This is a genomic window from Streptomyces sp. NPDC037013, assembly GCF_055607265.1.
Genome location: NZ_JBVJRV010000004.1, coordinates 165,674 through 189,458, shown reverse-complemented (window position 1 = coordinate 189,458; position 23,785 = coordinate 165,674). Strand labels below are relative to the sequence as shown.

Annotated in this window: 23 protein-coding genes; 13 read left to right on the top strand and 10 right to left on the bottom strand. The window is 72.5% G+C overall.

The genetic code is table 11. The features are described 5' to 3' along the window. The first annotated feature begins 140 nt into the window (after nucleotides 1-140). Nucleotides 141-773, top strand: coding sequence for a DUF305 domain-containing protein (locus ACZ7DY_RS15410; RefSeq protein WP_471136662.1), 633 nt, complete (start codon nucleotides 141-143; stop codon nucleotides 771-773). Between the two features lie 38 nt (nucleotides 774-811). Here the strand turns inward: ACZ7DY_RS15410 and ACZ7DY_RS15405 are convergent, their stop codons facing one another. Beyond that, the gene (locus tag ACZ7DY_RS15405) at nucleotides 812-1,291 is read right to left on the bottom strand and encodes a DUF6214 family protein (protein ID WP_471136660.1); all 480 of its coding nucleotides are present in this window, start codon (nucleotides 1,289-1,291) and stop codon (nucleotides 812-814) included. 399 nt (nucleotides 1,292-1,690) lie between these two features. Here ACZ7DY_RS15405 and ACZ7DY_RS15400 point away from each other — a divergent pair, with 399 nt between their 5' ends. Then, on the top strand, nucleotides 1,691-3,073 hold the full coding sequence (locus ACZ7DY_RS15400) for an FAD-dependent oxidoreductase (protein WP_471135012.1): 1,383 nt from the start codon (nucleotides 1,691-1,693) through the stop codon (nucleotides 3,071-3,073). Nucleotides 3,074-3,110: 37 nt separating this feature from the next. Here the strand turns inward: ACZ7DY_RS15400 and ACZ7DY_RS15395 are convergent, their stop codons facing one another. Next, nucleotides 3,111-3,485 carry an ArsR/SmtB family transcription factor gene (locus tag ACZ7DY_RS15395; protein ID WP_471135009.1) on the bottom strand — a complete coding sequence of 125 codons (375 nt, stop codon included), beginning with the start codon at nucleotides 3,483-3,485 and terminating at the stop codon, nucleotides 3,111-3,113. Nucleotides 3,486-3,634: 149 nt separating this feature from the next. Between ACZ7DY_RS15395 and ACZ7DY_RS15390 the strand changes: the two genes are divergently transcribed. The 3 genes from ACZ7DY_RS15390 to ACZ7DY_RS15380 all read left to right on the top strand — a co-directional run bounded on the left by ACZ7DY_RS15390 (nucleotide 3,635) and on the right by ACZ7DY_RS15380 (nucleotide 5,951). Beyond that, a complete protein-coding gene (locus ACZ7DY_RS15390) occupies nucleotides 3,635-4,714 on the top strand; it encodes an NADH:flavin oxidoreductase/NADH oxidase (RefSeq protein ID WP_471135007.1) in 1,080 nt (359 codons plus the stop codon). A 47-nt stretch (nucleotides 4,715-4,761) separates the two neighbouring features. Next, nucleotides 4,762-5,511 carry a dienelactone hydrolase family protein gene (locus ACZ7DY_RS15385; protein WP_471136658.1) on the top strand — a complete coding sequence of 250 codons (750 nt, stop codon included), beginning with the start codon at nucleotides 4,762-4,764 and terminating at the stop codon, nucleotides 5,509-5,511. A 137-nt stretch (nucleotides 5,512-5,648) separates the two neighbouring features. Next, entirely contained in the window at nucleotides 5,649-5,951 is a 303-nt protein-coding gene (locus ACZ7DY_RS15380; RefSeq protein ID WP_471135004.1) for a DUF3040 domain-containing protein, read from the top strand. A gap of 10 nt (nucleotides 5,952-5,961) precedes the next feature. Here ACZ7DY_RS15380 and ACZ7DY_RS15375 read toward each other — a convergent pair whose 3' ends face one another. The 8 genes from ACZ7DY_RS15375 to ACZ7DY_RS15340 all read right to left on the bottom strand — a co-directional run bounded on the left by ACZ7DY_RS15375 (nucleotide 5,962) and on the right by ACZ7DY_RS15340 (nucleotide 13,863). Beyond that, a complete protein-coding gene (locus ACZ7DY_RS15375) occupies nucleotides 5,962-6,915 on the bottom strand; it encodes a transporter substrate-binding domain-containing protein (RefSeq protein ID WP_471135002.1) in 954 nt (317 codons plus the stop codon). A gap of 90 nt (nucleotides 6,916-7,005) precedes the next feature. After that, the gene (locus ACZ7DY_RS15370; RefSeq protein WP_471134999.1) at nucleotides 7,006-7,590 is read right to left on the bottom strand and encodes a hypothetical protein; all 585 of its coding nucleotides are present in this window, start codon (nucleotides 7,588-7,590) and stop codon (nucleotides 7,006-7,008) included. A gap of 338 nt (nucleotides 7,591-7,928) precedes the next feature. Continuing rightward, nucleotides 7,929-8,312 carry a VOC family protein gene (locus ACZ7DY_RS15365; RefSeq protein ID WP_471134996.1) on the bottom strand — a complete coding sequence of 128 codons (384 nt, stop codon included), beginning with the start codon at nucleotides 8,310-8,312 and terminating at the stop codon, nucleotides 7,929-7,931. A gap of 79 nt (nucleotides 8,313-8,391) precedes the next feature. Beyond that, the gene (locus ACZ7DY_RS15360; RefSeq protein ID WP_471134994.1) at nucleotides 8,392-8,751 is read right to left on the bottom strand and encodes a DUF6479 family protein; all 360 of its coding nucleotides are present in this window, start codon (nucleotides 8,749-8,751) and stop codon (nucleotides 8,392-8,394) included. Between the two features lie 87 nt (nucleotides 8,752-8,838). Beyond that, the gene (locus ACZ7DY_RS15355) at nucleotides 8,839-10,149 is read right to left on the bottom strand and encodes a hypothetical protein (protein WP_471134991.1); all 1,311 of its coding nucleotides are present in this window, start codon (nucleotides 10,147-10,149) and stop codon (nucleotides 8,839-8,841) included. Between the two features lie 29 nt (nucleotides 10,150-10,178). After that, nucleotides 10,179-11,021 carry a transporter substrate-binding domain-containing protein gene (locus tag ACZ7DY_RS15350; RefSeq protein WP_471134989.1) on the bottom strand — a complete coding sequence of 281 codons (843 nt, stop codon included), beginning with the start codon at nucleotides 11,019-11,021 and terminating at the stop codon, nucleotides 10,179-10,181. 65 nt (nucleotides 11,022-11,086) lie between these two features. Further along, on the bottom strand, nucleotides 11,087-12,661 hold the full coding sequence (locus ACZ7DY_RS15345) for a M81 family metallopeptidase (protein WP_471134987.1): 1,575 nt from the start codon (nucleotides 12,659-12,661) through the stop codon (nucleotides 11,087-11,089). Further along, nucleotides 12,658-13,863: an ROK family protein gene (locus ACZ7DY_RS15340; RefSeq protein ID WP_471134985.1), complete on the bottom strand. Its 1,206-nt coding sequence runs from the start codon at nucleotides 13,861-13,863 to the stop codon at nucleotides 12,658-12,660. The genes ACZ7DY_RS15345 and ACZ7DY_RS15340 overlap by 4 nt, the downstream gene beginning before the upstream one ends. Before the next feature lie 260 nt (nucleotides 13,864-14,123). Here ACZ7DY_RS15340 and ACZ7DY_RS15335 point away from each other — a divergent pair, with 260 nt between their 5' ends. From ACZ7DY_RS15335 to ACZ7DY_RS15300, 8 genes are all read left to right on the top strand, one after another. Further along, entirely contained in the window at nucleotides 14,124-15,965 is a 1,842-nt protein-coding gene (locus ACZ7DY_RS15335; protein ID WP_471134984.1) for a peptide ABC transporter substrate-binding protein, read from the top strand. Further along, a complete protein-coding gene (locus tag ACZ7DY_RS15330; RefSeq protein ID WP_471134982.1) occupies nucleotides 15,962-16,921 on the top strand; it encodes an ABC transporter permease in 960 nt (319 codons plus the stop codon). Before ACZ7DY_RS15335 ends, ACZ7DY_RS15330 begins: the two co-directional genes overlap by 4 nt. Continuing rightward, nucleotides 16,918-17,823 carry an ABC transporter permease gene (locus tag ACZ7DY_RS15325; protein ID WP_471134980.1) on the top strand — a complete coding sequence of 302 codons (906 nt, stop codon included), beginning with the start codon at nucleotides 16,918-16,920 and terminating at the stop codon, nucleotides 17,821-17,823. Before ACZ7DY_RS15330 ends, ACZ7DY_RS15325 begins: the two co-directional genes overlap by 4 nt. Before the next feature lie 16 nt (nucleotides 17,824-17,839). Next, nucleotides 17,840-19,942, top strand: coding sequence for an ABC transporter ATP-binding protein (locus ACZ7DY_RS15320; RefSeq protein ID WP_471134975.1), 2,103 nt, complete (start codon nucleotides 17,840-17,842; stop codon nucleotides 19,940-19,942). Next, a complete protein-coding gene (gene mmuM, locus ACZ7DY_RS15315) occupies nucleotides 19,939-20,844 on the top strand; it encodes a homocysteine S-methyltransferase (protein ID WP_471134973.1) in 906 nt (301 codons plus the stop codon). Before ACZ7DY_RS15320 ends, mmuM begins: the two co-directional genes overlap by 4 nt. A 128-nt stretch (nucleotides 20,845-20,972) precedes the next feature. Continuing rightward, nucleotides 20,973-22,058: a WD40/YVTN/BNR-like repeat-containing protein gene (locus tag ACZ7DY_RS15310; RefSeq protein WP_471134970.1), complete on the top strand. Its 1,086-nt coding sequence runs from the start codon at nucleotides 20,973-20,975 to the stop codon at nucleotides 22,056-22,058. 33 nt (nucleotides 22,059-22,091) lie between these two features. Further along, on the top strand, nucleotides 22,092-22,769 hold the full coding sequence (locus ACZ7DY_RS15305) for a uracil-DNA glycosylase (protein WP_471134968.1): 678 nt from the start codon (nucleotides 22,092-22,094) through the stop codon (nucleotides 22,767-22,769). Continuing rightward, nucleotides 22,766-23,782: an N-acetylglucosamine kinase gene (locus ACZ7DY_RS15300; protein WP_471134965.1), complete on the top strand. Its 1,017-nt coding sequence runs from the start codon at nucleotides 22,766-22,768 to the stop codon at nucleotides 23,780-23,782. Before ACZ7DY_RS15305 ends, ACZ7DY_RS15300 begins: the two co-directional genes overlap by 4 nt. The last annotated feature ends 3 nt before the right edge of the window (nucleotides 23,783-23,785 follow it).

Genomic DNA, 23,785 nt, shown 5'->3' with positions numbered 1-23,785 from the left:
CAGATCAACAGAGGGCCCCGGACTCGTACCGAGAGTTTCCGGTCGTCACCGCGCCATCGCGTGACGGTACGGCCCCGACTCGCCCGCGCGTCACAGGAGGTCATGTGCTCCACTCCCGTACGTCCGCAGTCAGCGCGTTCATGGTGGCAGCCGTTCTCGTCCTCGGGGGGTGTGACTCCGGCACGGACGGCGGCGGCAAGGCGGGTGCCGGGGGCCGGGCGTCGTCCGGCCCCTCGGTGATCGCGCCGGGCAGGCCGGGCGAGGCGGCGGAGACGCTGTCCGCACGGGACGCGGCGGAGCAGAGAGCCGAGGACGACTCCCCCAACGCGGCCGACTTCACCTATACGCAGATGATGATCGTCCACCACGGCCAGGCGCTGCGGATGACCGAACTGGCCCCCGCACGGGCCGGATCGAGCCGCGTCAAGCGGCTCGCGTCGCGCATCGGCGCCGCGCAGCGGCCCGAGATCGGCGCCATGAAGGGGTGGTTGAAGAGCCACGGCGGCCCGCGCGATCACGCGGGGCCCGGCGGACACGATCACCGGGCGATGCCCGGCATGGCGAGCGAGGCCCAGCTGAGGCAGTTGCGCGCCGCGCGGGGGAAGGCGTTCGACGAGCTTTTCCTGAAGCTGATGATCACGCACCACAGCGGGGCGGTGACGATGGCCGCGGACGTGCTCGCCAAGGGCAACAACATCCAGGTCGAGGAGATGGCGAACGACGTCGTGGCACAGCAGTCGAGCGAGATCGGCCGGATGCGGGAGATGGACTGACGGGAGCCCGGTCCCGGGGATTCCGGGCCGGTCCCGTCCTACCGGGGGCCGAGGCGCTCCGGGGCGCGGCCGCGACGGTTGTGCCTGGGTGCCAGGAGACCCGCGTCGCGCGCCCCGGCGATCAGTCTGAGCGCCTTGCGGCGGCTGTGCCCGGTCGCGCACATGACGGCCAGCACCGGGTCGCGGGCCTCGCTCTGCGCGGCGCGGTAGGCGTCGGCCACGATCCGGCGTCCGGCGCCACCGCGCCGCCAGGAGGGCCGCGCCCGGTGAGGGGTGGGCGACGTGGGGGCTGTGGGGTGTCCGGACGGCTCCGGCGGTACGTCCGGAGGGGGGCGCGGGAGGTCGTCCGCCAACGGACGTTCGATCCAGTCGACGAGCGCCGCGAAGTCGTCCGGGGAGAGCGGCGGCCGCGCGTGCAGGTCCTCCACGGCGATCCGGCCGTGCGACACCACGGCGAGCACGTCGACGTCGGCCCCGTCGCCGAAGGTCAGCCGGACGCGGAACGAGGAGGGGCGCAGGCCCTCCCGCGTGCCCTCCCCCGGGCCGACGTCGCGGTGCGCCGCCGTCGAGCCGTGCCCCGGCACCTGCGACCAGACCGCCCCGGCCGGTGTTCCCGGTGCGGCAGGCCACTCCGGTGCGCCCGGCCACCCCGGTACGGAGACATCCGGACGATAGTGATCAGAAACATCAGCAAATGATCTGTTCCGCACAGGCGCACGCTATCCACGCCGCCGTGCCCGTCCGCTCGCGGCACGCACGGAGACATCGGGCAGCCGGGGTCAGGGCCACCCTGACAGCGCAGCCACCCCACGGCGCCCGGCCCCGCGGCACCCCGCCCTCGCGACACCCCTGACATGCGCGCCCCCTGGTGCGATCCTGAGACCGTCCCGAGGTCGCCTCGTGGAAGGAGCACCACCGTGCTGCAGGTCGCCGTCGTCGGTTCGGGTCCCAGCGGGGTGTACGCCGCACAGTCACTCGTCCAGCAGGACCGGGTCCCGGATGTGCGGGTCGACGTGCTCGACCGGCTCCCCTGTCCGTACGGCCTGGTCCGCTACGGGGTCGCGCCGGACCACGAGAAGATCAAGTCCCTCCAGAACAACCTGCGCACGGTCCTCGAACACGAGCGCGTCCGCTTCCTCGGCTCCGTCGAGATCGGTCCCGGCGGGCTGCCCCCGGCCCGGCTCCTCGACCTCTACCACGCGGTGGTCTACTGCGTCGGCGCCGCCGCCGACCGGAAGCTCGGGGTGCCGGGCGAGGAACTGCCGGGCAGCCATTCGGCGACGGAGTTCGTCTCCTGGTACAGCGCCCATCCGGACGCGCTGACGGAGGCGGACGCGCGGGGCGCGTTCATCGGGGGCGTGGAGTCCGCCGTCGTCATCGGCGTCGGCAACGTCGCGGTGGACGTCGCCCGCATGCTGGTCCGGGGCGCGAGCGACCTGCTCCCGACGGACATGCCGGACGCGGCGCTCGGCGTGCTCGCGGACAGCCGGGTGCGCGAGGTGTCCATGGTGGGCCGGCGCGGCCCCTCGCAGGCGCGGTTCACCACCAAGGAGCTGCGCGAGCTCGGCGCCCTCCCGGACACCGAAGTCGTGGTGGATCCGGCGGAGTTGGCGCTGGACCCCGCGTATGCCGACCCGTCGGGGCTGTCCGCCGCGAGCCGCCGCAACATCGAGGTGCTGCGCGGCTGGGCCGACCGTCCGGTGCGGGGACTGGCCCGGCAGATCAAGCTGCGCTTCTTCCTGCGGCCCGTCGCGTTGACGGCGGGCGCGCGGGGCCGCGTCGCCGTGGCCCGGTTCGAGCGCACGCTGCCGGACGGCCGGGGCGGGGTGACAGGGTCGGGGCAGTACGAGGACATCCCGGCCCAGCTGGTGCTCCGCTCGGTGGGCTACCGCGGGGTGCCGATGGAGGGGCTGCCGTTCGACGCGGAGCGGGGCACGGTGCCGCACGCGGCGGGGCGGGTGCTGCGGGACGGGGTGCCGTCCCCCGGCGAGTACGTGGCCGGCTGGATCAAGCGCGGCCCGACCGGCGTCATCGGCACCAACCGCCCCTGCTCCAAGGAGACGGTGCTGTCCCTGCTGGACGACGCCCCCGCCCTGGAACGGAGGAAGGAACTCACGCAGGACCCCTTGACCGGGCTGCGGGCGGCGGGTCTGCGGCCGGTGGAGTGGACGGGCTGGCAGGCGATCGAGCGCGCGGAGGCGGAGCTGGGCCGCTCGCTGGGGCGGGGCGTGGTGAAGATCCCGGACTGGGAGGGGCTGCGGGCGGCGGCGGCCGCGCGGGAGGCGTCCGGATCCGGATAGGGCCGGACGGCCGGGTCTGCCGGTCTTCGGCCCCGTGTCAGGCCTGGTCGGCGAGGCGGGCGGCCTGGCGGGCGGCCGCGGCGAGGACGCTGTCGAGGAGGCCGGGGAAGAGCGCGTCCAGGTCCTCGCGGCGGAGCACGTTCAGCTTGGCGGTGCCCCGGTAGATCTGCCGGATGACGCCGCTCTCGCGGAGCACCCGGAAGTGGTGCGTGCACGTGGACTTGGTGACGGGCAGGTCGAAGTACGAGCAGGAGAGCCCGTCGGCGCCCTCCTCCCGGGCCAGTTCCCGCACCACCCGCATCCGCATCGGGTCGGCGAAGGCGTGCAGCACGCCTTCGAGCCGGATGTCGTCGGGTCCGGGATGGGCGAGCGTCCTGCTGCTCGCGCTGCCGGTCGTGGCTGCGGTGGTCATGGCGGCTCCACTTCGTCCTGTGCGCCCGAGTCGTTCTCCGGATCGTTCACCGGGCTTCATTGTACGAGACCCTTCGTAGTTTGACAGACGCCGTACTACGAGGTTTATCGTACGAGCAGGACACCCGCCGTGAACGAATGGAGCCCGCCGTGAGCGCGCTGTTCGAGCCGTACACCCTGCGATCGCTGACGATCCCGAACCGTATCTGGATGCCCCCGATGTGCCAGTACTCGGCGGCGCCGGAGGGGGCCGAGGCGGGCGTGCCGCAGGACTGGCACTTCGCGCACTACGCGGCGCGCGCCACCGGCGGCACGGGCCTGATCATCGTCGAGGCCACCGCCGTCAGCGCCGAGGGCCGCATCAGCCCGTACGACCTGGGCATCTGGAACGACACCCAGGTCAGCGCGTTCCGGCGCATCACGGACTTCCTGAAGGGCCAGGGCACGGTGCCGGCGATCCAGCTCGCCCACGCCGGGCGCAAGGCGTCGACCGAGCGCCCCTGGAAGGGCGGCGCGCCGGTGGGCGCGGACGAGCACGGCTGGCAGCCCGTCGCCCCGAGCCCGGTCCCCTTCGACGAGGGGCACCCCGTGCCCACCGAGCTCACCGTCGACGAGATCCGCGCGATCGTGGGGCAGTTCGTCGACGCCGCGCGCCGCGCGCTGGACGCCGGTTTCGAGATCGCCGAGCTCCACGGCGCCCACGGCTACCTGATCGGCGAGTTCCTCTCCCCGCACAGCAACAAGCGCACCGACGCGTACGGCGGGTCGTACGAGAACCGCACGCGCTTCGCCCTCGAAGTGGTCGACGCGGTACGGGCCGTGTGGCCCGAGGACAAGCCGCTGTTCTTCCGCATCTCCGCGACGGACTGGCTGGATGAGGCCGGCTGGACGCCGGACGACACGGTCCGTTTCGCCGCCGAGCTCAAGGAGCACGGCATCGACCTGCTCGACGTCTCCACCGGCGGCAACGCCGCAGGCGTCCGCATCCCCGTCGGCCCCGGCTACCAGGTCCCGTTCGCGGCCCGGGTGAAGGCGGAGACGGAGCTGCCGGTCGCCGCGGTCGGCCTGATCACTGAGGTGGAGCAGGCCGAGAAGATCCTGGCCAACGGCGAGGCCGACGCGGTACTCCTGGGACGCGAACTCCTGCGCGACCCCTCGTGGGCGCGGCGCGCGGGACGTGAGCTCGGCGGCGACGTCCACGTGCCGGACCAGTACCACCGTTCCGTCTGAGGAGCGCCGAGCGGCGAGCACGGACAGCCAAGGAAGGAAGAATCACCATCCCCGCCAAGACCCTGCACATACCCACCCCGGACGGCCGGGCCGATGCCTTCGCCGCCTTCCCCGACAGCGGTGAGCGCCACCCCGGGGTGCTGCTGTACCCGGACGCCTTCGGCCTTCGGCCCGAACTGCGCCGGAAGGCCCGCGAACTGGCCGGGCACGGGTACTACGTGCTCGTGCCCAACCTCTACTACCGCGAGGGTCCGGCCCCCGTGATCGAACTCCCCGAGCACATCGGGGAAGAGGACCGGCCCCGGGTCTTCGCCGAGGCGATGCCGCTGGTCGAGGCGCACACCACCGAGCGCGTCCTGCGGGACGCCGAGGCCTACCTCGACTTCCTCACCGGGCAGCCCGAGGTCGGCGAGGGGCCGGTCGGCGCGGTCGGCTACTGCCTGGGCGCCGCGCTGGCGATGCGCACCGCGACGGCCCACCCCGGGCGGGTCGCCGCCCTCGCCGGATTCCACCCCGGGTTCATCGTCACCGACGGCTCCGACAGTCCGCACCACGGCCTCGCCGACCTCACCGCGGAGGTCCATCTCGGCCTCGCCGAGCACGACCTGTCGCCTGAGGACCTCGGCCGGCTCAACCGGGCCCTGGACGCCGCGGGCGTCGACTACACCACCGAGGTCTACCCCGGCGCCGTGCACGGCTTCACCATGTCCGACACGGACGCCTTCAGCCCCACCGCGCTGCAACGCCACTGGGACCGTCTCCTGCCCCTCCTCGACCGCACCCTGGCCAAGCGCTGAGGGGCGTGACGTCACCCGCCGGCCCGGGCCCCGGCCGTACCGCGCCCCCATCCGGTTAGGCGCGGGCGGCCGGGGCACACGGGGGACGGATCCCGTCCGGCACGGGCGGGATCCCCACTGGCGCGGGAGGGACGGCGATGTCGACGGGACGGCTTCCGGAGCACGAGCAGCGCATCCTCGACGCGTTGGAGGCGACCCTCCGCGACGACCGCTCCCTCCAGGCGCGCTGGCGCCTCCTGCGCCTCAAACGGCGCGTAAGGACCGTGCTGACGTACACGCCCCGACCGCTCACGGTGGCGTTCCTCGCGACCCTGTGCGGCGCCCTCCTCGTGATCGGGATCCGCACCTCCGCCCCCGCCGTGATCTGGGCCTTCGTCTGCCTGTGGTCCCTCACCCTGATCGGGTCCGTGCGGCTGCTGTGCCGCTGGACGGATCCGTGATCCCCACGCCTCAGCCGCGCCCGCACGACGTCTCGGCGAGCGCCTCGAACTCGTCGTCGGTGGGCTTGTACTGCTGCTCGTAACCGGCCACCCGCTCCGTGATGCTCGGGAAGTGCGCCCGGAAGGCGAGCACCCACTGGGTGTCGAGGAAGCGCTTGAGCGCGCCGTTCAGCTTGCGGCAGTCCGCCTCGTGGCCCTCGCGCAGGCCGATCCCGTAGAACTGCAGCTTCTTGACGGTGATGTTCCGCACGACCTTGACCTTGTCGTCGTACCGCGGGTCCTGGGCGAAGCCCTCAAGGATGATCTTGTCGGTCCAGACGGCGTCGAAGTTTCCCCGGACGAGTTCCCTGACGCAGGTCTTGTAGCTGTTGCGGAACTCGGCCGACACGTTGGGGCCGAGCGCGGCGCGCACCGTCTTCTTCGCCTCGTCGTCCTCCTCGCTCTCGGGATCTCCGGTCGATCCGCGCACGCTGCAGACCCGCTTGCCGTCGACGTCCGCCAGCCTCTGGATCCGCTTCTCGTCCTCACGGACGAGCACCCCCTGATACGTCTTGAGATAGGGGGCGGTGAAGTCGACCTTCTTGTCGCGGGGCGCGGTGATGGAGTACGTGGCCACCACCAGGTCCATGCTGCCCTCCCGCAGCACCTTCTCGCGGTTGCGCGACTGGACGTCCCAGTCCGCCGCCTTGAAGTGGAGGTCGTTGCCGAGGAACTGCACCAACTGCGCCTCGAATCCGGCGAAGTCGTCCTCTTCCTCGCTGCGCGTGCTGAAGCCGGGCTGCCCCTTCTTCACCGCGATGTTGAGGGTCCGCTTGTCGAACAGGGAGGGCAGGCTGTTCCCGCCGGAGCGGTCGGTTCGTGAGGGCGAGGAGTCGCCGGACCCGCCACCGGACCCGCCGCCGCTGCAGGCGGCCAGCAGCATGAGGACGAGCAGGCCCACGAGGGCGAGGTGCGGACGGGGCACTCTGCGGGACGACGGCGCTGTACGAGGCGACGGCGCCGTACGGGGCGACGGCACTCTGCCGGACTTGGGCACTCGAACACTCTCCTTGGGCTACCGGCGGAACTCCGCCTTCTCCAGCGTGAGCTCGACCCGGCAGTCCGCGGTGCCGACGAGCCGGATACCGACGGACACCTCGGGGCCGGGGTCGTCGAGCGTGAGGGTCGTGCTGAACGACTCGGCCAGGTCGACGGGCGCCCCGGCCTCGACGTCCTCCCCCTGGAACCTCAGCTTGCCCAGGCGCAGGCACGGGGATGCGCCGGCCACACTGTCCTGCGCCGTGAACGACACCTTCAACTCGCCGTTGCCGCCCGGGCTTTTCTTCACGAGAAGCCGTGCCGTCTCTCCCCGGCCGAGCCTGCCGCCCATCAGGCTGGTGTCGCCGGTGACGTCGTCGGGCCGGGCCGTGAGAACCCACCAGACGATGCCCCCGACGACGGCCGCGGCGACGAACGCCGCGAGAAAGGCCAGCAGATGCTGGGTGACTTCCTGCCGCTCGTCCCGACGCGCGTAGAGCGTCATGGCGGAGACGTACGCGATGAAGCCGCCGCCCGCGACCGTCAGCGCGGTCGTCGAGTCGCCGAGGACGGCGATGCCGATGAGGATCGTCATCAGGACGAGGTGCACGGTGAACAGCACCGCGAAGTAGCGCCTGCTGTGGGTGTCGGGGTCGGCGGAGGCAGCGGGGGCGCGGGGGCCTGCGGCGGGGCCAGTGGCGGGACCGGCTTCGGACCCGCCGGGCCGGTCAGGCCCGTCAGGCCCGTCAGGTCCTTCGGAGCTTTCGGGGACGGGCTTCGACCGCGCCGCCATGTGCCACCCCTCCCCCGCGCGAGCGTGTATGCGGACGGCAAGGATGCCACAGAGAGTGATGTGTTGGGCATCAACTTGCGCGTCTGCGGCGGCGCTTGGCGCGTCCCGCACCGGCGGCGGCCCCGGCGAGACCGTTCACCCCGCCGCGGTCACCGGAGGTGCCGGTCTCACTCGGGGATGGCCGCCAGGGTGAAGGAGTGGCCCGCGGGATCGGAGTAGGTGCGGGTGTCACGGGGCCCGCTGTTGTCCTTCGTGTCCACGGGGCGCGCGCCGAGGCCGATCGCCTCGCGCTCCGCCTCGTCCATGTCGTGGCGTGGCACCATGATCCTCAGGTGAGCCTGCTGCGAGTCCTCGGGGCGGGGCCAGCTCGGCGGTATGTAGTCGCGCTCCCTGTGCACGGCCAGGCAGACACCATTGTCATTCGTGACCTCGACATAGTCGGGGTCCTTGCTCAGCTGGACCTCGGCGCCGAGGAGTCCGGCGTAGAACTCGGCGAGCCGCTCCGGCTCCGAGCAGTCCAGTACGAGCACGGTGTGCTTTTTGACAGTCATACGGACCGGATCCCCCGCACCGGACCGCCCAAACGGCGCGCGGTTTCCGGCCACTTGCTCCTGGCGCGGCCCGCGGGCCTCACTTGCCGCCGCTCCCGAAGGAGCCGCTGCGCCCCGGGATCCAGCGCCTGCGCCGCTGGTCGTCGCTCGGGCGGGACGAGGCGTTGCCCGCGCCCTTGACCTGGTGCGGCGTCAACCGGCCGCCGTCCTTGGGTATTTCGTCGGGTTCGCGGTGCTCGGACTGGGGTCCGACGGGGCCGTCGGACGGCAGCCTCGGCTGCTCGTGCGGCTTCGGCGGCCGCTGCTCCCTGCCCCGGACCCGGATCCCGAACCACACGGCCCAGACCAGCAGGGCCGCGATCCCGAGACCGACCAGGAACGGCGCGAGTCCGCCCCCGGGGGTACTGGCGGCCAGATGTCCCTCGCTGAGATCAGTCATGGACGCCGGGTACCCGCTCAACCGACCTGAACGCCCCTGCGCGGTACGGGGTCCCGCTGGACTCCGGCCCGCCCCCTCCCGGACTCCTCAGGCCCACACGTCACGGCCCACATCCCGCGTGACGAGGTCCGACAGGGCCGCGACCCCCAAGTCCCCGGGCCGGGCGCGTGACCCGGCGTACCGGGCCGCGACGTCGCCGTGGCCCGCGGCGGCCAACTCTCGTACCACCGCGACGGCCTCGGTCTCCGTGTCGCGAAGCAGGGCGTCGATCAGCGCCACGGCCCCCGCGCGTTCCGTGCCGTCGTCGGCCCGCAGGTCGCACAGGCGGACCGGGGCCGTCGCTGCGGGACCCACCCTGCTCCGGTGCGCCCCGGCAAGCGCCGCGAGTACGAAGCGTTCCGCGTCGGCCGCCCCGGCCCACCCCGTCAGGAGGCGCGGCACGGTGTCGGCCACGGCGTGCCGGACAGTGCGCTCCGCCTCGGTCTCGGCGGAGACGCGCCCCAGCGCCACGTTCCGGTCGGCCAGCGCCACATCGTCCCGCGCGCCCGAGGTGGAGTGCCGCAGCAGGTCGAGCAGGACCGCCACCCTCGCCCGCACCGGCACCGTTGGTTCCGCCGCGACCGCCGCGAGGAACGGCACCGCGGCCGCCGTCCCGGCCGTGCAGGTCCCCTGATGGGCCACGGCGTCGCCGAGTTCGGCGAGGAAGTCGCCCTCGGTCTCGTACGGTTCCCCGAACGCGAAGTCCTCGTCCAGGAGCCACGCCACCGCCTCGGGAGGCTCCGGGCGGGAGGAGTCTTCGGGGGCGTGCGCGTCTCCCCGGTCCCCGCCTCCGTACATCCGTTCCGCCACGGCCACCACCGAGGCACAGACGCGGGCCGGGTCGGGCGGCTCGGGGAAGGTCCATGGCGTGCGCGCCCCCTGCCGCTCCGGTGGCGTGGGGCGCGGCTCCGCCACGGTCAGGACCGCCCCGGCGTTCTCGTGGAGCAGCCCCGCCCGGTCGAACAGCGTCGTCAACGTCTCCTCGTGCCCTTCCGCGCACCCGTCGCCGAACCCGCCGTGCGAGCGGGCGATGCCGGCGACCAGCCGTGCCTGTTCGTTCAGGTAGGGCCTCAGGAGGGGCAGCCGAGCCGCGAACCCGGCGGACGGCCCCGGGCCCGCTTCCGGGTCCTGTCCCGCACCCGTCTCCGTTCCCCTCGCCCCGTCGTCCTCGATGACGTGCACTGCGAGAGAGAACACCTGCCACCAGCCCGCCAGCTCCTCTCCCCCGGCGGACTTGCCGTACCAGGCCGCGAGTTCGAAAGGCACGACGCGGTACTCGCGGGCGGCGACGAGCCGGTGGCCGTGCCGGGCGAGGTCATCCGCCGCGCCCCTCGCCGCCGCCTTCGTCGGTACCGTCAAGGTGTGCTGCACACCCCAGCCGTCTCGGCTCACTTCATCCACTCCGCCTCGTACTTCGCGTAGGTGCCGTCGTGCGTGGCGAGGTGCACGAACTGGTCGACATACGCCTTGAACCGGTCGTCGCCGCGCGGCATCGCGTACGCCTTCTCCGAGAAGGTGAACGGCTTGTCGGGGTGGAGGGAGCAGAGTTCGGGGTGGAGCTTCGTCTGGTAGAGCGTCTCGCTCGCGTCCGTCATCATCACGTCCGCCCGGCCCTCGACGATCTCCCGGAAGATCGTGGTGTTCTCCGGGTGCACCTTGATGGTGGCCCGCTTGATGTTCGCGCGGGCGAACTGCTCGTTCGTCCCGCCCGGGTTGACGACGACGGTCGTGCCGGGCCTGTCGATGTCCGTCAGCGCGCCCGCGCCGAACTTCCCCTTGTCCGCGCAGCGCACGATGGGCGTCTTGCCGTCCTCGCGCGTCGGCTCGCTGAAGTAGACCTGCCGGGCGCGCGGCAGCGTGATGGAGACGCCGCCGACCCCGACGTCGCAGCGCCCGGCCGCGACGTCCTTGGTCAGCGCGGCCCACGTGGTGGCCACGAACGCCGGCCTGGCGTCGAGGCTCTTCGCCAGATCCCGCGCCATGTCGACGTCGACGCCGCTGTAGGTGCCGGTGGCGGGGTCCACCTTCGTGAACGGGGCGTAGTCGCCGGTCGTGCAGACCTTCAGTACGCCCTTCTTCGGGATCGAGTCCAGGAGGGTCCCACGGGGGCCGTGTGAACCGTGGGATCCGGGGTGCCGGTCCGGTCGCCCGGCCGCTTCGGGCGCGGCGGGCGCGGCGGCGGTGACGGCCAGCAGACAGACCAGGGCGGACAGGGCGGCGGCTCGCTTCACGGGGACTCCTCTACGCTGCGGACGACCGATGGTGCACGGCTGATGGTGGACGGCGGATGCCCGTCTCACGGAGCGAGCGGCGCGAGCACGGCCGGGGTCAGGTCGGGGCCCACGCCCTCGTCGTACGCGTCCTCGTCGAACGGGTACAGCGGACGCTCCACCCGGTGGTGGCCGAGGCGCGGCAGGTCCTGGTCGACGCCGCCCGGCGTGAGGGCGAGCAGCCAGTCGGCCGCCATGTCGTGGAGTTCGGGCTCCAGATAGCCGATCTTCACGACGACGAGGTCGTACGTGCGGGGGTCGATGCCGAGACCGCCGTCGGCGGGGCCCATGAAGTCGGCCAGGGTGTGGAACGGCTTGCGGCGTTCGACGAGGATGACGGTGAGGCCGCCGGTGCGCACGGCGGCCATGTCGACGCCGCGGTCGTAGGCGCCGCCCTCCGCGCGGTCCTTCTGGTCGGTGGCGCGCTGCAACGCCACCACGGTGCCGCTGAGTTCGTACGGGCCGCCGTGGTGCGTGTCGACCTTGCCTCCGACGCTCAGCGTCACCTGCGCGCCCACGCCCGCCGCGAAGCACTGTGCGACGGCGGCCGGGTCGGTGATGCCGGGGTGGACGGCGGTGACCTTCCCCGTGCGGATCGCGTCGTTCTCCAGGAGCTCGCCCAGCATGTACGCCAGGTCGCCGGCGCCGCCCGCGGTCGGGTTGTCGCCCGAGTCGCTGATCAGGAAGGGGCGCTGGGGTGAGGCCACCGCCCGGGCGACGCACTCCTCGGCGGTGCCGGTCGGGCCGACGAAGACGAAGTCGCGGCGCGCGTCCCAGTAGCGGCGGGCGAGCTTGTGGGCCTCGGCGGCGGCGAGTTCGGCGTCGTCGCCGGTGACGACGACGGCGGCCTTGCAGCGCGGCTCGTCGGCCCAGGCGTAGCCGACCCACAGCGCGGCGTCGAGGATGCCGGGCAGCCCCTCGATTTCGGCGAGGGAGGCGTAGAGGGACTTGGCGGGCTCCAGTCGGGTGCTGGTCTTCTCGCCGGGCAGGAGGACGGGGATCTGGACCCAGGCGCGGTGCGGTCTGGTGCCGGTGAGGAGGCAGTGCACGAGGTTGCGGGCGGCACGTTCGCGGGTCTCCCAGGCGTCCTCGTGCGGGGCGAGGCGGTGGGCGGTGAGCAGGTCGACCGGTTCGGCGAAGCGGCGCGAGACGTTGCCGTGCAGGTCCATGGCGGCGGAGATCATCGGGCGGCCGGTGCCGTCCGGGGTGCCGACGGAGTCGAGTGCCGCGCGGACCGCCTCGGTCAGATCCGCCTCGGCGTCGGTGAGGCCGATGACGCTCATCGCGCCGTGGATGTCGAGGACGAGGCCGTCGAGGGGGCCCGCTTCTCTGATGCGGGTGACGAGTTCGTCCTTCAGGATCAGGTACGACTCCGCTTCCACGGGTCCGCCGGGCAGCGAGGTGGCGTGCAGCAGGGGCACCCATGCGACGGTTCCGGCGAGGTCGGAGCCGGCCTGCGTCCACGCGTAGCGGTCCAGGAGTTCCCGGCCGCGTGTCTGGCGGAAGTCGTCCGCGGTGGAGCGGTGCGGGCAGAACGTGGAGGACTCGATGCCGATGCCGCCGATGCCGATGCGCAGGCGGCGGCCTGCGGAGTGGGTCATGCGGGTGCGCTCTCTTCCTGGTGTGCGGGGGCGTGGGGTGCCGGGGCCGCCGGGGAGGTGGGCAGGTGGTGGCGGAGTGCGGTGAGGCCCGCGCCGAGGAGGCCCGCGTCGACGCCGGTCACGGTCGTGGTGATCTCCAGGTCGGCCGTGGCGAGGGGCAGGCAGCGCTCGTAGAGGACGCCGCGCACGGCGGCGACCAGGGGTTCGGCGGTGGCGAGGACCCCGCCGAGTGCCACGGCCTGCGGGTTGAAGAAGTTGACGACGACGGAGAGGACGGTGCCGATGTGCCGTCCGGCGGTACGGACGAGGGTGGTGGCCTGCGGGTCGCCGTCGGCGACGAGCCGCAGCAGGTCGGCGGTGTCGGCCACCTGGACGCCCTGGGCGGCGAGTTCGCGGATGAGGGCGGCGCCGCTGGCGACGGTCTCCAGGCAGCCGATGTTGCCGCAGCTGCACGGGCGGTCGCCCGCCGCGTCGACACGCACGTGGCTGATGTCGCCGGCGCTGCCGTTGGCGCCGTCGTGCGGGCGGCCCGCGGAGATGACTCCGCTGCCGATGCCGCGTCCGGCCTTGACGACGACGAGGTGCTCCAGTTCGGGGCGGGCGACGCGGTGTTCGCCGACGGCCATCATCGTGGCGTCGTTGTCGACGGTGACGGGGATGCCGAGCCGCTCGGCCAGGACGTCGCGCAGCGGGTAGCGGTGCCAGCCCGGCATCCGGGAGGGGCTGAGGACGCGGCCGGTGCCCGGCTGCACGGGGCCGGGGAAGGCGACACCGAACGCCCTTACGTCACCGCCCCGTTCGCGCTGGCGGGCGACGAGGCCCTCGGCCTGTTCGCAGAGCCAGTCGACGGCGGACTCGGGGCCCGCGGTGATGTCGTGCGGCAGGTCGACGGCGTCCGTGACGGTGCCGCCGAGTCCGACCGCGCCGAGCCGCGCGTGGTGGCTGCCGAGGTCGGCGGCGAGGGCGACGCCGCCGTGCGCGGCGACGCGGAGCAGCCGCGGTCGCCGGCCACCGCGCGAGGCGCCCTCGCCGGACTCGGAGAGCAGTCCGGCGTCGACGAGTTCCTGCACGCGCAACGAGACCGTCGAGGGGGCGAGGCCCAGTTCGCGGACGAGGTCGGCCCGTGAGGTGGCCGCCCCCGAGGAGACCAGGTGCACGATGTGCTGCGCCGAGCCCGGCTCGCCGAGTGGTGTTCCGGTCATGGCGCCCCCAGTGGTGTCCCTGTTGCTCCGGCACGAGGTGCCGCGATGCGCGTCGCTTCGACGGGTTCGTTCGACGTGTTCCTTCGATGACGACACGAACACTAGGCCTCCTCGAACCAAGTTGACCAGCCTTCGCCGCTTTTTCTGCTTCTCGCCGAATGAAGCTATTGACTTGTTTTTCGCGTGCGGCCTAGCGTTCGGGCGCCGCCCCGTCGTTCTCCGGCACGGGCCGGCCACGTACCCCTTGGAGGCCCATCGCCATGCGCTCATTCAGGTCCGCGGCGGCCGCGGTGCTCGTCCTCGCGGCGGTCCTCACCGGCTGTACCCGCGAGGGCGGCCGCATCGACATGGGTCCCACCGGCGGCACTCCGGTCGAGGGCGGTACGGCGACGATGGCACTGCCGCCGGCCGCGACACCCAACTGGATCTTCCCGGTCGGCGCGCCCGGCTACGGCGCCTCCTACAACTACGGCATCCAGTCGCTGCTGTTCATGCCGGTGTACGACGCCGTGCAGGACAAGGCGAAGGGCGAGCTGACGACGCACGGGCCGAGCACGCTGGGCCTGGAGCCGAGGTACGGCGACGGCAACAGGACGGTGACCGTGCCCCTGCGCAAGGGCGTCGAGTGGTCCGACGGGAAGCCGGTCACCGCCCGCGACCTGGAGTTCTGGTTCCACCTGGTCAAGGCCAACAAGGCGGAGTGGGGCAACTATTCGGTCGGCACGATGCCCGACAACGTCAAGCGGTTCGAGACGCTCGACGACCACACGGTGCGGCTGCACCTGACCCGCGCGTACAACCCTGACTGGTTCACGGCCAACCAGCTGACCCTCTTGCGGGCGCTCCCCCAGCACGCCTGGGACGCGAGGACGGACGGCGGGAGGGTCGGCGACTGGGACCGCACGCCCGCCGGCGCCAAGGCGGTCTTCGCGCGCCTGACGAAGCACGCCAAGAGTCTCGGCTCGTACGGCTCCGACCCGCTCTGGAAGACGGTCAACGGGCCCTGGAGGCTGGCGGGTTGGCGGGACACCGGTCAGGTCACCATCGTGCCGAACGAGAAGTTCACCGGCCCGGCGTCCGAGCGCCCGCATCTGGACAAGGTGGTCTTCAAACCGTTCACGACCGCCGACTCCGAGTACAACGTGCTGCGCTCCGGCGGCGTCGACTACGGCTACATTCCGCCCTCGGTGATGGCGCAGAAGGAGAAGTTCGAGGGCAAGGGGTACCGGGTCGACCCGTGGGAGGGCTGGGCGGCGACGTACATCGTCTACAACTTCAACTCCACCCACGGCGGCCCGCTGATGGACCAGCTCTACATCCGCCGGGCCATGCAGCACCTCGTCGACCAGCGGGCGATGAGCGACGTCATCTGGCAGGGCAGCGCCACGCCGACGCTCGGACCCGTACCGGTGACGCCGAAGAGCCAGTACCTCTCCGGGAAGATGGAGAAGAACCGCTACCCGTTCTCCGTTGCCAAGGCCAAGTCACTGCTGCGGCAGCATGGTTGGCGCACGAAGGACGGCACGGCCCGCTGCGCGCGTCCCGGCACGGGCGAGAACCGGTGCGGCAAGGGCATCGGGAAGAACGCCCCGCTCGAACTGACCCTGCTCTCCCAGTCGGGCTCGACCGAGACGACGAACATGATGCAGGAACTCAAGTCGTCGCTCTCCAAGGCCGGCATCGAACTGGCCATCCGCCAGCAGCCGCTGAACTCGGTCCTCGGCAACTCCGTGCCCTGCAAGGCGAAGGACCCGGGCTGCGCGTGGGACATGTCGTTCTTCGGGACGGCCGGCAGCTGGTACTACCCGCTCAACCCCAGCGGGGAGCAGCTCTTCTCGACGGGCGCCTCCGCCAACTTCGGCAACTACAGCGACGAGAGGGCCGACCGCCTCATCCGGGCCGTGCAGTACTCGCCCGACATGAAGGCCGTCCACGCGTACGGCGAGTACCTCGCGGAGCAGCTCCCCGTGATGTGGATGCCGAACCCGGCGTACCAGGTCTCGGTCATCCGCAACGACCTGCGTGGCGTCTCGCAGAACCCGACCGTCACCTTCGCTCCCCAGCACTGGTACTACGTCAAGAAGAAGGGAGCCGAGAAGTGAGCGGCTTCACCGGCTTTCTGGTCAAGCGCCTCCTCCAGGCGATCGTCGTCCTCTTCCTGGTGTCGGTCATCGTCTTCGTGCTCCTGCACCTGCTGCCCGGCGGCCCGGCGCGCGCGATCCTCGGCCCCAAGGGCACGCCGCAGCAGATCGAGCACTTCAACCACCAGCAGGGGTACGACCGTTCGCTGCCCATGCAGTACGCGATGTATCTGAAGCGGCTGCTCACCGGTGACCTGGGCGAGTCCTTCAAGCTCAACTCGCCCGTCTTCGACCTGCTGAAGCAGCGCCTGCCGAAGACCCTGCTCCTCACGGTGGTCTCCACCGTGCTCGCGGTGGTCATCGCGGTGCCGCTGGGGCTTCTGCAGGCCGTGCGGCGCGGCAAGGCCTCCGACTACGCGCTGACCGGGCTCGCGTTCCTGCTCTACGCGACACCGGTGTTCTTCCTCGGACTCATCATGATCATCCTGTTCGCGCAGGTGATGCCGGTCTTCCCCGCCGAGGCCCCCCAGGGGGAGACGATCGGTGAACTCCTGGGCGACTTCACCGGGCTCGTCCTCCCGGTGGTCACCATGGCCTTCGGCATCATCGCGATGTTCAGCCGCTACATGCGCTCGGCGGTGCTCGACAACCTCACCGAGGAATACGTCCGCACGGCGATGGCCAAGGGCCAGTCGAGCCGCCGCATCATGGTCCGACACGTGCTGCGCAACGCGCTGATCCCCCTCGCCACGCTCCTCGGCCTCTATCTGCCGACCCTCTTCAGCGGTGCCCTGGTCGTCGAGTCGATGTTCAACTACCCCGGCATGGGGCTGCTGTTCTGGAACGCGGCGCAGGGCTCCGACTTCCCCGTACTGCTCGGCGTGACCCTCGTCGTCGGTGTCGCCACCGTCGTCGGCTCGCTGCTCACCGACGTCCTGTACGCCGTCCTCGACCCCCGGATACGGAGCGTGGCATGAGTACCACGGTCGCCCCTGTCACCGCGCCAGGCCACGAGGACGCCGCCCGGGCCACGCCTTCACTGGCCCGCCGCACGCTCCAGGTCTTCACCGGCAACAAACTGGCCCTGACGGGCGTGGTGGTGCTGCTCCTGCTGCTGGCGTTCAGCTACCTCGGTCCGCTCCTGTACTCCACCGAGCAGGTGCACACCGACCTCTCGCAGGCGAACCTCCCGCCGGGCGACTCCGGCCACCTGCTCGGCACCACCGACCTCGGCTACGACATGACCGGCCGGCTGATGGTGGCGGGGCAGACCTCACTCGAGATCGGCCTGGCGGCAGGGCTGCTTGCGACGCTCTTCGGAACGGTCTACGGCGCGGTCTCCGGATACTTCGGCGGCTGGGTCGACGCCGCGATGATGCGGATCACGGACGCGGCGCTGGCGATCCCGGCGATGTTCCTGCTCGTCGTGGTGGCCGCGATCATCACCCCGAGCAAGGGCGTCCTGATCATGATCATCGCCGCGGTGGCGTGGCTCTCCCCCGCCCGCCTGGTGCGCGGCGAGGCGCTCTCCCTGCGCGACCGCGAGTACGTCCAGGCCATGCGGATGATGGGCGGCGGCGGTGCGCGCGCCGTCTTCAAGCACATCGTGCCCAACGCCATCGGCACGGTCATCGTCAACTGCACCTTCCAGATCGCCGACGCGATCCTCTACGTCAGCTACCTGGCCTTCCTCGGCCTGAGCATCCCGCCGCCGTCGGCCGACTGGGGGTCGATGCTGTCGGCCGGCATCACCTACACCCAGAACGGCTACTGGTGGCTGATCTTCCCGCCGGGCATCGCGATCGTGCTGGTCGTCGCCGCGTTCAACTTCATCGGCGACGGGCTGCGGGACGCCTTCGAAGTGCGGCTGCGGAAGTAAGAGGAGAGACGAGAAGATGACCGATCCCCAGCCCACGGACGGCCCCGGGCAGCCTGCGGCGCCCCGCCTTACCCCGACCGCGCCCCTGCTCTCCATCGAGGACCTGCACGTCGACATCTCGGCGCGCGGGCGCACCGTCCACGCCCTCGACGGCGTCTCCCTCTCCCTGGCCCCTGGCGAGGCCCTCGGTGTCGTCGGCGAGTCCGGCTGCGGCAAGACCATGACCGCGCTCAGCGTCCTCGGACTGCTGCCCGCGGGCGGCGAGATCACCGCGGGCCGTGTCCTCTTCGACGGCCGGGACCTCGCCGCCGCCCCCGCCCCCGTCCTCCAGGACGTCCGCGGCAACACCATCGGCATGGTCTTCCAGGACCCGCTGACCTCCCTCAATCCGACGATGACGATCGGTGCCCAGGTGGCGGAGCCGCTGCTCCTGCACCGTCCCGGCATCGGCAGGAAGGAGGCCTGGGCGCGCGCCCAGGAGATGCTGCGCCTGGTCGGTCTCGCGCAGCCCGCCGAGCGCATGAAGGCCTACCCGCACCAGCTGTCCGGCGGCATGCGCCAGCGCGTGGCGATCGCCATGGCGCTGGTCTGCGAACCGAAGCTGCTGATCGCCGACGAGCCGACCACCGCCCTCGACGTGACGACGCAGCACCAGATCCTGGAGCTCGTCGACGACCTGCGGTCCCGGCTGGGCATGGCGTTGATCCTGGTCACCCACGACCTGGGCGTCATCGCCAACCGCGTCGACCGCGTCGCGGTGATGTACGCGGGCAAGGTAGCCGAAGAGGCGGACGTACGCGGCCTCTTCGCGCGCCCGCGCCACCGCTACACCGAGGCGCTGTTCGCCGCGCTGCCCGAGCGGGCGGCCGACAGCGGCACCGAGCTGCACACCATTCCGGGCCTTCCGCCGAACCTCGCGCAGCACCCCACCGGCTGCCGTTTCGCGCCGCGCTGCACCTTCGCCACCGACCGGTGCCGCACCGAGGAACCGCCGCTCACGGACGACGGGACGCAGCCCGCCGGGCACCGGTTCGCGTGCTTCCACCCGGTGCCGGTGGCGGCCGCGGCGGAGGAGGACGTGGTGGTACCCGCGCCCGTGCCCGCACGCGACGAGCCGGGTGGCGCCCTCCTCGAACTCGACGGCCTGGTCAAGGAGTTCCCGCTCAAGGGCGGGGTGTTCTCGCGCGGCCGGGGCACGGTCAGCGCGGTCGGCGGGGTGTCGCTGACGATCCGCAGGGGCGAGACGTTCGGCATGGTCGGCGAGTCCGGCTGCGGCAAGACGACGCTCGGGCGGATCGTCGCGGGCCTGGAGGAGCCCACCGCGGGCACGGTGCGCTTCGACGGCGCCGACCCGGCACGCATGTCACGGTCCGAGCGGCGCGCGCACCGGCGCCGCGTCCAGCTGATGTTCCAGGACTCCACCGCCGCGATGGACCCGCGCATGCGGGTCGGCGAGGTCCTGCGCGAGCCCCTCGTCATCCAGGGTGTCGGCGGCCGAGCCGAGCAGGAGGAACTGGTCGCCGGTCTCCTCGACGCCGTCGGTCTGCCGCGCGGCGCCGTGCACCGCTACCCGCACGAGTTCTCCGGCGGGCAGCGTCAACGCCTGGGCCTGGCGCGGGCGTTGACGCTCTCGCCCGACCTGGTGGTGGCCGACGAGCCGGTGTCCGCGCTCGACGTGTCCGTGCAGGCGCAGATCCTCAACCTCATGCGCGAACTGCAGCGCGAGCGCGGCCTGACGTACCTGTTCATCTCGCACGACCTGGCCGTCGTACGCCACCTGGCGGACACCGTCGGCGTGATGTACCTGGGCAAGCTCGTGGAGTCGGGGCCTGCCGCGCGCGTGTACGCGCACCCCCTGCACCCCTATACGCGCGGGCTCCTCGACACGGTCAACCTCCCCGACCCCGACGCCGCGACCGGAGCCGGACGCAGCCCGCTGGAGGGCGAGACGCCGTCCGCGGCCCGGCCCCCGTCGGGCTGCCGCTTCCGGACCCGCTGCCCCTTCGCCCAGGAGGTGTGCGCCACCACCGAACCCCGGGTGACCACACCGAACGGCGCGGGACACGAGGTGGCCTGCCACTTCCCGCTCGCCGCGCCTCGGCTAGCGTCGACGGTGTGAGACTCGCCGATGCCCTCGCCCTGCGTCCGCTCGTGCTCGACGGCGGCCTCTCCAACCAGCTGGAGGCCGCCGGGCACGACCTGAGCGACGCCCTGTGGTCCGCCCGGCTCCTCGCCGACGAGCCGGCGACGGTCGAGGCCGCCCACCGCGCGTACTACGAGGCGGGCGCCGAGGTGGCGATCACCGCGAGCTACCAGGCGACGTACGAGGGGTTCGCGCGGCACGGCATCGACGCGGCACGCACCCGCGAACTGCTGCACCTGAGCGTGGCGGCGGCCCGCCGCGCCGGCGTCGGCCTCGGGCGTGAGGTGTGGGTGGCCGCCTCGGCCGGCCCCTACGGGGCGATGCTCGCCGACGGCTCGGAGTACCGGGGGCGGTACGGCCTCTCCGTGGACGCGCTGGCACGCTTCCACCGGCCGAGGCTGGAAACCCTCGCCGAGGCCGGGCCCGACGTCCTCGCCCTGGAGACGGTCCCCGACACCGACGAGGCCCGGGCGCTGCTGCGAGCGGTCCGCGGGCTCGGGGTGCCCGCCTGGCTCTCGTACGGCGTCGCGGACGGACGCACGCGTGCCGGGCAGCCGCTGCGAGAGGCCTTCGCGCTCGCGGCCGACGCCGACGAGGTGATCGCGGTGGGCGTGAACTGCTGCGACCCGCGGGAGGCCGGGCCCGCGGCGACGCTCGCGGCACGGATCACAGGCAAGCCGGTGGTCGTCTATCCGAACAGCGGCGAGACCTGGGACGCCGCCGCCCGGTCCTGGCGCGGCCCCGCCACCTTCACGGCCGGGCAGGTGGACGAGTGGCGCGCGGCGGGGGCGCGGCTGATCGGCGGGTGCTGCCGGGTGGGGCCAAAAGCGATCGCAGAGGTGGCGGCGCGGCTGTCGCCGGGCCGGCCGGCGCCGTGAGCGCACGGCCCGCGCCGCGCCTGAGACACGGGCTCTGACCTGCACGGACGCGTCTCCGGGGGTGACTGTCAGTGCCGGGGTGCAGACTGGCCGGTACCTGAGACAACGACGTCCCGGAGGTGGCCGGCATGGCCGACATCATCCTGACCGTAGGCACGCGCAAGGGCCTTTTCATCGGACGCAGGCGAGGTGGCGCCTGGGAGTTCGACGACAGCCCGTACTTCAACGCGCAGGCGGTGTACTCCGTCGCCATCGACACCCGCGGACCCACCCCGCGCCTTCTGGTCGGCGGTGACAGCGCGCACTGGGGCCCCTCCGTCTTCCACTCCGACGACCTCGGCCGGAGCTGGACCGAGCCGTCGAAGCCGGCCGTGAAGTTCCCCAAGGACACCGGGGCCTCGCTGGAGCGCGTGTGGCAGCTGCACCCGTCCGCCGCCGAACCGGACGTGGTGTACGCGGGCACGGAGCCCGCCGCGCTGTACAGGTCGGAGGACCGCGGCGAGTCCTTCTCGCTGGTGCGCCCGCTGTGGGAGCACCCCACCCGTTCCAAGTGGGTGCCGGGCGGCGGCGGAGAGGGCCTGCACACCGTCCTGACGGACGCCCGCGATCCGCGGGCGGTGACCGTCGCGGTCTCCACCGCCGGCGTCTTCCGCACCCTGGACGGGGGCGAGAGCTGGACCCCGTCGAACAGCGGCGTCTCCGCGGTGTTCCTGCCCGATCCGGACCCCGAGTTCGGCCAGTGCGTGCACAAGGTCGCCCGGGACTCGGCCGACCCGGACCGCCTCTATCTGCAGAACCACTGGGGCGTGTACCGCAGCGACGACGCGGGCGCGCACTGGACGGACATCGGCGAGGGGCTGCCGTCCACCTTCGGCTTCGCGGCCGTCGCCCACCCGCACCGCGGCGGCACGGCCTACGTCTTCCCCATCACCGCGGACAGCGACCGGGTCCCGGCCGACCACCGGTGTCGCGTCTACCGCACCTGTGACGCGGGCGAGAGCTGGGAGCCGCTCAGCGCCGGCCTGCCCCAGGAGGACCATTACGGCACGGTGCTGCGCGACGCCATGGCGAGCGACGACTGCGATCCGGCGGGCCTCTACTTCGGCAATCGCAACGGCGAGGTGTACGCGTCGGCGGACGACGGCGACAGCTGGCAACTGCTCGCCTCGCACCTGCCGGACGTGCTCTGCGTGCGGGCCGCGGCCATCGGTTGATCGACCCCGCCGTTACGGCAGTAGGGTGACGCCGTGGCACCACGACCCTTGCATGAAATCGTCGAACCAGGCTGGGCCAAGGCCCTGGAGCCGGTGGCCGAACGGATCGCCTCGATGGGGGACTTCCTGCGCGCGGAGATCGCCGCGGGACGCACCTATCTCCCGTCGGGGCAGCACGTCCTGCGCGCGTTCCATCAGCCCTTCGACGACGTCCGCGTCCTGATCGTCGGTCAGGACCCCTACCCCACGCCCGGCCACGCGGTGGGGCTGTCGTTCTCGGTCGCGCCCGACGTGCGGCCGCTGCCCGGCAGCCTCATCAACATCTACCGCGAGCTGGGCGACGACCTGGGCCTGCCCGCCCCGTCGAACGGCGACCTCACCCCCTGGACCGAACAGGGCGTCCTCCTCCTCAACAGAGCGCTCACCACCGCCCCGCGCAAACCGGCCGCGCACCGGGGCAAAGGCTGGGAAGAGGTCACCGAACAGGCCATCCGGGCACTGGCCGCACGCGGGAAGCCGCTGGTGTCGATCCTGTGGGGCCGTGACGCGCGCAATCTGCGCCCGCTGCTCGGGCAGTTGCCTTCGGTGGAGTCCTCGCATCCGTCGCCGATGTCCGCGGACCGCGGCTTCTTCGGCTCGCGCCCGTTCAGCCGGGCCAACGATCTCCTGGTCCGGCAAGGGGCGCAGCCGGTGGACTGGCGGCTGCCGTGACCCCCGAAGCGTGCGTACTGGGCGTCGACTCGGGCGGCACCGGAGTGCGGGCCGCCCTGCGGTTCACGCCCGGCCCGCACGGCCCGCGCGGCCCGCACGGGTCCGATCCGGTGCGCCCCATCGGCCCCGTGCGCTCCGCCGATCCGGTGCGCACCGGGCCCCGGGGCATCGACGCGGGGCACTTCCTCGAACAGCTGCTGCCCATGGCGCGGGCGCTCCTCGAACAGGCGGGCGGCGGCCGGATCACGGCGGTCTGCGTCGGCGCCACGGGCCTCGGCACCCTCGGTGACGACCTCCGTGCCGTGCTGCCGTCCGCGCTCGAACGAGCCCTGGGCGTACGCCGTACGGTGCTCGCCGCGGACGCCGTCACCGCATACGCGGGCGCGCTCGGCGACCGTCCCGGAGCGGTCGTCGCCGCGGGCACGGGCATGATCGCGATCGGCACGGACCTCGCCGGCTGGCACCGCGCCGACGGCTGGGGTCATCTGCTCGGCGACTGCGGCGGCGGAGCCTGGATCGGCCGCGCCGGACTCGAGGCGGCGATGCGGGCGCACGACGGCAGGGCGGGCGGTTCGAAGGCGCTGCGCACACGCGCCGAGGAGCGGTTCGGTCCCCTGCCGGGTCTGCCGGGGCAGCTCTACCCCCGCACCGACCGGCCCGCCGTCCTCGCCTCGTTCGCGCCCGACGTGGCGGGCTGCGCCCAGGACGACCCTGTGGCGCAGGACATCCTGCGGGAGGCCGCCCGCCACATCGCCGCCTCCGCGGCCGCCGTCTGCCCCCGCACGCCGGGCGCGGAAGTCGCGCTGACCGGTGGCCTGTTGAAGCTGGGCGACCCCTTGCTCGTACCCCTGTACGAGGAATTGGCGGACCAACTGCCGCAGGCGCGGCGGGTCCCCGCGGCCGGCGATCCGCTGGACGGCGCGCTGCGCATGGCGGCCGATGTGGCCGCGGACCGGCTGCGGCTCCCGCTCGACGCGCGCCTGCTCTCCGTGCAGAGAGAAGGCGACAGTTGACCT